At 34.8% G+C, this 8,582-nt stretch carries 7 protein-coding genes; 1 reads left to right on the top strand and 6 read right to left on the bottom strand.

Translation table 11 applies throughout. The annotated features are described in order from the left end of the window. Positions 1-369: 369 nt before the first annotated feature. The 5 genes from GZ63_RS0110575 to GZ63_RS0110595 all read right to left on the bottom strand — a co-directional run bounded on the left by GZ63_RS0110575 (position 370) and on the right by GZ63_RS0110595 (position 7,558). The gene (locus GZ63_RS0110575; RefSeq protein ID WP_029269358.1) at positions 370-933 is read right to left on the bottom strand and encodes a GbsR/MarR family transcriptional regulator; all 564 of its coding nucleotides are present in this window, start codon (positions 931-933) and stop codon (positions 370-372) included. 146 nt (positions 934-1,079) lie between these two features. After that, positions 1,080-4,049 carry an ATP-binding protein gene (locus tag GZ63_RS0110580; protein WP_029269361.1) on the bottom strand — a complete coding sequence of 990 codons (2,970 nt, stop codon included), beginning with the start codon at positions 4,047-4,049 and terminating at the stop codon, positions 1,080-1,082. A 1-nt stretch (position 4,050) separates the two neighbouring features. Next, positions 4,051-5,292, bottom strand: coding sequence for a metallophosphoesterase family protein (locus GZ63_RS0110585; protein WP_029269362.1), 1,242 nt, complete (start codon positions 5,290-5,292; stop codon positions 4,051-4,053). 123 nt (positions 5,293-5,415) lie between these two features. Next, positions 5,416-6,666: an ABC transporter permease gene (locus GZ63_RS0110590; protein ID WP_029269364.1), complete on the bottom strand. Its 1,251-nt coding sequence runs from the start codon at positions 6,664-6,666 to the stop codon at positions 5,416-5,418. Further along, the gene (locus GZ63_RS0110595) at positions 6,659-7,558 is read right to left on the bottom strand and encodes an ABC transporter ATP-binding protein (protein WP_029269366.1); all 900 of its coding nucleotides are present in this window, start codon (positions 7,556-7,558) and stop codon (positions 6,659-6,661) included. The genes GZ63_RS0110590 and GZ63_RS0110595 overlap by 8 nt, the downstream gene beginning before the upstream one ends. 153 nt (positions 7,559-7,711) lie before the next feature. Between GZ63_RS0110595 and GZ63_RS0110600 the strand changes: the two genes are divergently transcribed. Continuing rightward, positions 7,712-7,897, top strand: coding sequence for a YhzD family protein (locus GZ63_RS0110600; RefSeq protein ID WP_029269368.1), 186 nt, complete (start codon positions 7,712-7,714; stop codon positions 7,895-7,897). A 118-nt stretch (positions 7,898-8,015) separates the two neighbouring features. Here GZ63_RS0110600 and GZ63_RS0110605 read toward each other — a convergent pair whose 3' ends face one another. Continuing rightward, positions 8,016-8,369 (bottom strand): YlbF family regulator, encoded by a 354-nt coding sequence (locus GZ63_RS0110605; protein WP_029269370.1) that lies wholly within the window; start codon positions 8,367-8,369, stop codon positions 8,016-8,018. Positions 8,370-8,582: the final 213 nt, after the last annotated feature.

Genomic DNA, 8,582 nt, shown 5'->3' on the forward strand with positions numbered 1-8,582 from the left:
CAATTCTTTTCCCCCTTGCGGATTGAACCGCATAAAAAGACTGTTTCCCAGTGTGCGCCTTGGTCTTCCTACACGCAGGCTGTGCACCTTGATTTTTGAACCTAGATGTTAGTAGCTCTAGGGCGGCTTTCAATGCAAGGTAAAATTCCTTTAACAGATTACCAGTAAATTTTCTGTTTTTTTGCTGGTTTAGCTTCGTGTTGCTTTTTTTAAGTGAATTGCACCTTGATAATCAAATAGTTATTTATTTTTCTTTTGACATACTACCGCAGGTCTTTATTAAAAAAAGAGATTGACCAACAGACAGGTATACAGACAGCTATTGATCCTGTATTCTTTTGTTGCCAATCTCACGCTCTTATTATTTTTCTATTTTTTGTTTTGTGGCCTTTTTGGAATAAATTCAAAAATCTTCCCGGATTCCACTACACTTATGAATTCCATTAACCATTTATAATAATTTTGTGCGTAGCGGAGCTTTTCAATATCTTTTGTAATCTTGTCGATTAACTGCTCGTCGGTTGTTTTTTCCACTAGTAATTCCAGCTCTTCTACTGCTTCTTCTGCTTCTTCAATATTTGTTTCTGTATGCTGACGCCAACGATTCCCAAATAGTGAGGTAAATGACTTATACCAATCTTCTTCTGATTGATAAAGATCTTTTCGAATTCCTTTTTTAAAAGTAGACTCAACCATTTTCATCTCCGATAATACACGTACTCCTGTCGACATACTGGTTTTGCTCATCTCTAACGCATCACGCATACCATCGAGTGTCATCGGTTCATCTGAAAAATACAAGACCCCATATAATCTTCCAACAGAAGGGGTCATACCATATAAGTTCATGTTTTTAGCTATGACTTGAATGAATTTTTCAATTGTTTCTTCGTATCTTTCCCAATCTTTTTTTTCTCCTTGTTCCCCAGCCAATGGAATTCCTCCCATTTATTAATAAGCCAATTTTCTCTTAACTAAAATATAAGGTTTTTATACCTTAAACGTAATAGATATAATGACGTGTCCCTAAGTATTTGTTCAAGAAATCTTTTCTGAAATAAGTTTAGCATGAATAATTATTAAATGCGAATAGGATTCCCTAAGCGAATAATTTTAGCTTTTTGTGCTGCTTGCAGTATATCTGATTTACATGTAAATAGAATAATCTGCTGATGTTTCGCTTGGTCTGCTAGAATTTCCATTACACGCATCGTACGTATAGAATCGAAATGCACGAAAGCATCGTCTATTATAAAAGGTAAACAATGCTTATTACTCATAATCTCGCTAATAGCAAGTCGTAAAGAAATATACAACTGGTCAATCGTTCCCTTTGATAACTCATTCACATTATACCTTATCTCGTCGCTGGCTTCTACCTGGAAGAACGTATTCTCTAAAGGGGGATACACTTTTATATATCTGTGATTGGTTAAAACTGCAAAAAACGTTGATGTTCGATTTATTACCTTATCTAAATACTTTTTGCGATAGCTGCGCTTTGTTTCCGTCAAGATTCCTTTAGCTGTTTGTAGAACCGCCCATTCATTAGCAAGCTTTTTTAAATGCTCCGATTCCCTATGAAAACGATGCATAATGTTCGAATATGCTTCAGACATTTCCAAATTAGATATATCTGAATGTACACTAGCAAGTTGGTGTCTTTTTGCTTCAATCTCTTTTTCAAGCTCATCGATTACTTCTTTGTTTTGTTCATATTTTCCTTGAAGTGTTTGTTCATTTATACCTTTTCCATTTATAAATGTATTCTGATCTCCATCAGGGAAAATGATGGATAATTGGCTGACAAATTGATTGATCTTTTCAGTTATTTCTTTTTTCTTTTCGACTTGCTTTGCCTTTTTTAAAAAATCATCCTCTGAGTTTACGTTAGCAGTATCATATAAATTCCTTATCTCACGTTCATACGTTTCTACTTTCTGCTTTAACACCCGTTGTTGTTCAGCATTGTCTATGCTCCAATTTTCATATTGGCGCAAAACGTTTTTCGCATTCTCCCTATCCTCTAAGCTTTTCCTTATAATCTTTAATTGAAATTCCATCGCGTCATTAACCGATTCTCCGCTTATATCTTGCAAAAAAATACGACATTTATTTTCAAATTCAATTTGGTATTCATTTAGCTTTTGATATAAAGCCTCATATTCCACCTTTTTCCGATTTTGAGAAAGAAGGTTTTTCATCGCATGATAAAATTCCGGCCAATAGGAAACACTTATTTTCTCAAGAAATGGATAATGTTTATATTGTTCTTCCATTCGGACCAGTAATTGTTTTTCTTTTGTTTGCAAAGCAAACTTTTTTTCTTCCCATTTCATTAACTGTACATGTAAAGCCTTTAGTTGCTGTAGTGTTACTTCCAGTTTCTCTCTTCGCTGTTTATCCTCAGCAAGCAAATGTTCTATATTTTCTTTCTCCTCTTTTGTTATCGTACTGGAGGATATTACCTCTTCATTCGTATCAAGAAACTGATCTGTAACATGTAAGGACCTTTTTCCTAAAAAATACTGTCCGCCCCCAAGCAGCAGCAAGATTACTGTTCCAGTGAAAAGGAGCGAGTCATCAGTAATACTTGCCAAAAGTGCAATAAGGACTGCAGCTACCACACTTGCAAGGAAAAGATTAGATATCCTTTTTTCTTTTTGTTTTTTTGCTTTTTCCCATTTTAATTGCTGATTACTTTTTGCAGCTTGGAAACTTCTCATGTAATCCTGTTCGTTGTATCTATTTAACTTATGAACACATTCATTTCTTTGCTGATCAGCAAGAACACACGCTTCTTCTTCCTCCCTCAAAGATTCTAATTCATTCTGTTGTTTCTTTAAATATTCTGCTTCTTGATCTATTTGATCTTGTTCAGCATTTAATTGATCACGATTGTTCTTAATATCATTCCATGTTTTTTCAATTTGAAAAGGGAAAGTTATATTCGATAAATCGCCCGGATCGAGACCTAGATCTAGCTCTTCCAGTTCTTTTTTCATTTGTGTTTCTAATTGCTTCACTGTTACCCGGATTTTTTCTATTTCACGTCTATTTTCTAAATACGATTGTTCTCCTTCGATAATTTCTTGTGCTTGCTTATAGACTGCCTCCTCGTGTAATTTTTGCTGTAACTCCTCTCGCCTTTCTTTATATTTTCTTTGATTATCTTCAACAACAGACAATTCGCTTTTCAATGGAAGAAGTTGTTCCTTTAGTTGATTCAAGCGCTCAATCCCATCTTCAGGAAAAGCTATTTGAGATGGATAATTCGATAATTCACTTAAATAATAATGATACTTTTTTATAAGAGGTAAAGCTTGTTGTTGTTTCTCGAGTGTAAAACTATCTTCTTTTGCTTGATGAATGGAAGACTGCAAGCTGGAAATTTCATTTTTTATAACTTGTATATCTGTCTTCTTCTCCTTATAGGTATCTTCCCGCGCTTCATGTTTCTTAAGGTCTGAAAAAAGTTCCTCTAAAGTTTTAAGTTGTTGATTGATCACTGGCTTTTTTCCGTAACGTTTAAACAAATCCCCCATCTTGCTATCTAATCTTTTCTCAATAGAATAAATATTGTTAGAACCAGTTAATCCAATTCCAAGAAGAACCTCACCTAAGTCGTCTTCTTTCATCTTTGTGATGTTGCTTAAATCTGCTCCCGAAAATGAAAAAATTGATTCATAAATTGTCTTTGTCATGCCTTTTAACTTTTCTTTCAGCCAGGTCTCATCATGTTCATCTCCTGCCTGCGTATAGCATTTAGCAGCTCCATTCCTAACTTGGTCCAAACGTTCAATCGTAAATTTCTTACCATTATCGTCAATAACAGTCAGTCTTCCACCAAGCTTTCCGCTAGATTTAGGCTGATAAAATGTGCGCTGCTTAGGTGGAAGTCCAAATAGCATAAATAACAAAAATTGTTGTAAGGTTGACTTTCCAGACTCATTTTCACCGTAAATGCAGATATAGGAATGACCAGAAAAATCAATTGTTTCATCCACCCATCTGCCAAAACCGTAAATTGTTGCCCGCTGTAATTTCAAATTATTCACCCTCATTCATCATGAGTTCATTCATTAAAAGCTGTTTCGCTTTCTCTTTGATCCTTTTTTCATCTTCTGTTGATAAACAATCTAAATACTTTCTTGCTTGTCTATGCTCAAATAATTCTTTTGTAAAAGAGTGAACAGATACCTTATCAAAATGCCTTATAAGCTCACCCATAAAATGTTCAGCCCTGTACAACATTTCGTCAGAAAAAAGACTTGCGTGTACAACTGCGGTATAACGGAAAATATACATCCATGGTTTCTGATGGGCTAATGTTTCATTAATAAGCTCGATGAGATCGTCAAGATACTGTTCTGTTTCCCATTGCTTTAAAAGCCTATTATTACTTGTCAGTTTCAATTGGACTAGCTGAGAAATAGATGGATCTAATTCTGCACCAAGCTTCTTTTTTATTTCATTCTCCAGATGATAAACTTCCTCGCAATTGGAAACATCAAGACTTACCTCATTAAATTGAATGGCTTGCAGCGGAATAAAAGAAGCCGTTGTATTTGTGGGTGACATCCTGACATGATAACATCCTTTTTCACCCTGCTCTTTCCGATTGCGGCCTTGTATATTCCCTGGATAAATAATATATGGATTTTCTTTTAAGATTTCCCGCTTATGGATATGGCCAAGGGCCCAATAATCAAAATCCTTATTTACTAAATCACTTAAATAAAATGGTGCATACACATCGTGCTCTGTATTGCTATGCAAACTCCCATGAAGCATCGAAATATGATACGGGATCTGCTCATCCTGGACATAATATTCCTTCGCTTTATTTGTTTCAACTGCCCTATTTTTATAACTAAACCCATAAATATTAGCGATTGCCTTGCCATTCCTTTTATATGTAAAATAATTGACTTGCTCATCTTGAAAAATAAACACGTTAGATGGGTAAGTTACTGCATACTTGTTGCCATTTAGGTAATCATGATTTCCATATGATATATAGACCGGAATTTGATGTTGTTCCAAATCCTCAAATGCACGCCGTAGACGGATTTGGGCTTTAAGACTCTGTTTTTCATTATCGAATAGATCACCAACTAAAAGTACGAAATCTACTTGTTTTTCGATAGCAGCCTGAACTAACTTTTTAAGTGCAGTAAATGTACTCGCTTGGAGATCTGAGAAAATATGTTCTGGAGTATGAGCTAATCCTTGAAAAGGACTATCTAAATGTAAATCAGCTGCATGGATAAAAGATATTTGTTCCTTCAACGTGGATCACCCGCTACTTTCATTTGACTATCTTCATTTTAGCAAAAAAGGTTTCAGAATGCACGTTCGTATTTCAAAGCAATAAAAAGCCACAGTTTCCTATTCTGTGACTTTTTTTTAAGCCTATTCTTTTTTAGATAAGGCAATCGCCTTTTTTAAATCCTTTAACGAACTGGAGCGGCCATACATCAAGACACCGCCTTTATATACTCTTGCACCAAGAACAGCTAAAAGTACGATTGTCGCTATTAATATCCCAATGGAAATGGAAACTTCCCAGACGGGAACGTCCATCATTCCAACGCGTAGAAACATAAGCATTGGTGAAAAAAATGGAATGTAAGAAGAAATAATCACTAGTTTAGATTCAGGCATATTCAGTCCAAACATTGCAATAAAGAAAGCAATCATAATCAAAAAGGTCATCGGCAGGATTAATTGTTGAACATCTTCTACACGGCTAACAAGCGATCCCAGCATAGCTGCTAATGTTGCGTACAGCAAATAACCTAATAAAAAGAAAATAATTGCATAGATAAAGAGTGCTGGCGATGTATTTTGAATACCAAAATAACTAAAAAATCCTTCGGTTAGCTCACCTTGTTTAGAAACAATGAGGGCATACCCTACTCCTACAACAAGAATAACTTGAGTTAATCCTAGTAATGCGATTCCTATTATTTTTGCAAACATATGCGTAACTGGTGGCGCACTGGATACCAATAACTCCATCACCCGGGATGATTTTTCTGTCGCTACATCTGTTGCAATCATGGATCCATACATAATCACTGCAATATATAATACAAATAGCATAATATAAACGATACCACGTGCCTGACTTAGTTCCTCATCTGTCTTGGCATCTTTATCTAACGCTTTAGTCTGAAATGTGACAGGTGCATTGATATTTTGTAGTGTTGCTTGATCGATCCCTGCCTGCTCCGTTGCCATTGAAACCTTTACCTGCTGTAATTGTTGTTCAATTAGCATTTGCGTATCAGAGTTTGTGATGTTATCTGCATAATAATGCGCTTCTGGCATTTGATTATCACTTAAAGATAATTTAACAAAAGCTTCATATTCTTCCTCTTGTACAGCTTCTTTGGCTTCATCCTCTGATCCAGTAAAAAGTTTTAAACCGACTGTATCATCAACTGTAGAAATATTGCTTTCTAGTGGCTTAAATAATTTTTCCGAATCATCCATTACCGCAATTTTTTTCGAACTGTTATCAGAAAACATATCAATAATCGATTGAATGTTTGAGATTCCTAAGATAAGCAATAATGTTATAAGTGTTCCTATTAAAAAAGACTTCGTTTTCACCCTGGACATGTAAGTATGGGATAAAATAATCCAAAATTTATTCATAAGATGCACCTACCTTTTCAATAAAAATATCATTTAAACTAGGTTCCTCTAATTCAAACCTACGAATAAATCCTTTATCTTGCAGTGCATGAAAAATAGTTTGAGAAATATCTTCATTTTCTATCTGCAGTTCACAGCCTTCTGCTATATTTTTATAACGTACAACCCCAGGATGGTTTTTTAAAAATTCTAGTGACTCGTCCGCATGTATTATCAAATTTTTCTTCCCGTAAGAACGTTTAATCTCTTTTAACGATCCTTTAACAACATCTTTTCCTTTATGTAAAATGCAAAGACTTTCACATAGTTCCTCTACATGTTCCATACGATGTGATGAAAATACAATAGAAGTACCTTGTTCTTTTAAATCGATAACAGCTTCTTTTAACATTTCTACATTAATTGGATCAAGACCTGAAAAAGGCTCATCCAGAATAAGCAATTGCGGTCGATGAATGACAGCAGAAATAAACTGAATTTTTTGCTGATTACCTTTAGACAGCTCTTCCACTTTTTTATCGATATATTCTGGTACTTTAAAACGTTTCAGCCAAGCTTCTAGTGCGGTCAATGCCTCGCTTTTTTTCATTCCACGCAATTTGCTTAGATAAACAATTTGCTCTCGTACTTTCAACTTAGGATACAAGCCCCTCTCTTCAGGCAGGTAACCGATCAAATGACTCTTATGATAACTAATTGATTCCCCATTCCATGAAATATCCCCTTCTGTACGATCTAATAATCCGAGTATCATACGGAATGTAGTTGTTTTACCTGCACCATTTCCACCTAAAAATCCAAAAATTTCCTTTTCCGGAATTTCTAGTGACAAATGGTCCACAGCAGTGTCTTTTCCAAACCTTTTTGTGACTTCTTTTAATAACAATGTCAAATTGCCTTCCCCCTTTATATTTCTTTTAACATTATAATTTCCTTATAAAATTATATCAAATAATATTGTAAAGATGATGAAAAGAAGGATTTTTTTAATAAATAAAGAATATATTCTATATCCTACATATTTCGACTTCAAGGAGGGAAAATTATGAAAACATATGCTTTAACTGTTTTCAGTAAATCTGGAGACAAATTATTAGATGAAGCTTTTACTGCAAAAAGCAATGATGAAGCAAAGGAAATTGGGCAAAACCGTCTAGGTGAAGAAGGTTATCGTGAATATACACATCGATGTGTATCACCTGAGGGTGAGTTAATCCTATTTCACAGGTAAATGCTTTATGCAAAAAGACGGCTAAAGTGATACATAAAGATATTGACAAGGTCGTCTTTTTGCAGAAAAGATCGAAAAAAACCCGCAGACTTTTGTCTTACGAGTTGTTTTCTCATTACTAGTTTGAGTTTTGTTCTCCATAAAGCTCTTCCAATGGCTTTGTGATAATTGCACTAACTTCATTAATAATAAGGTTTAAGCGTTGCTCTTCCTCCATTAGTTTTGAAATATCTTGATGCTGTTGTACTGTTTCAACAACTTTACGGGCTTTTTCAACTTCCTCTTCCGTAATATCTTCACCTGTGGCTTGCTTTTTTTGCAACCCCAACTGCGTATCCCGGAAATTTTCAAACAGTTTCTTAGCAGCCTCATCATTCATTACTGCTTCAAACGCTGCTTTCAAATTTTTAAATTCTGAACTTTCCCGAAGTGCGTTCTCTAAGCCATAAGCACTATCATAAACATTAGACATAGGATACCTCCTCAAATTTTCCAGTCGTCCGATTTTGCAACAGTTAATAAATTACAACTTGAACAACCTAATGGCTACTATAACAAACGTATAGATTCATGTATACTTTTTCTTGAAATTACTATTTATTTTTGACAATTTAAAAGAGCAAAAAAGCCAATATGACTTTTTTTGCTCTGTTGAAAGAGGTTTTTCCTCTTCTTAGCCATTTTT

Origin of the sequence: Virgibacillus alimentarius (assembly GCF_000709085.1) — a bacterium.
GTDB classification, from domain to species: Bacteria; Bacillota; Bacilli; order Bacillales; family Amphibacillaceae; genus Virgibacillus_B; species Virgibacillus_B alimentarius.

What these genes read in the sequence shown, in the direction of transcription:
- GZ63_RS0110590 (WP_029269364.1), bottom strand. Translation starts at nt 6,666, where the DNA reads ATGAATAAATTTTGGATTATTTTATCCCATACTTACATGTCCAGGGTG.
- GZ63_RS0110600 (WP_029269368.1), top strand. Translation starts at nt 7,712, where the DNA reads ATGAAAACATATGCTTTAACTGTTTTCAGTAAATCTGGAGACAAATTA.
- GZ63_RS0110605 (WP_029269370.1), bottom strand. Translation starts at nt 8,369, where the DNA reads ATGTCTAATGTTTATGATAGTGCTTATGGCTTAGAGAACGCACTTCGG.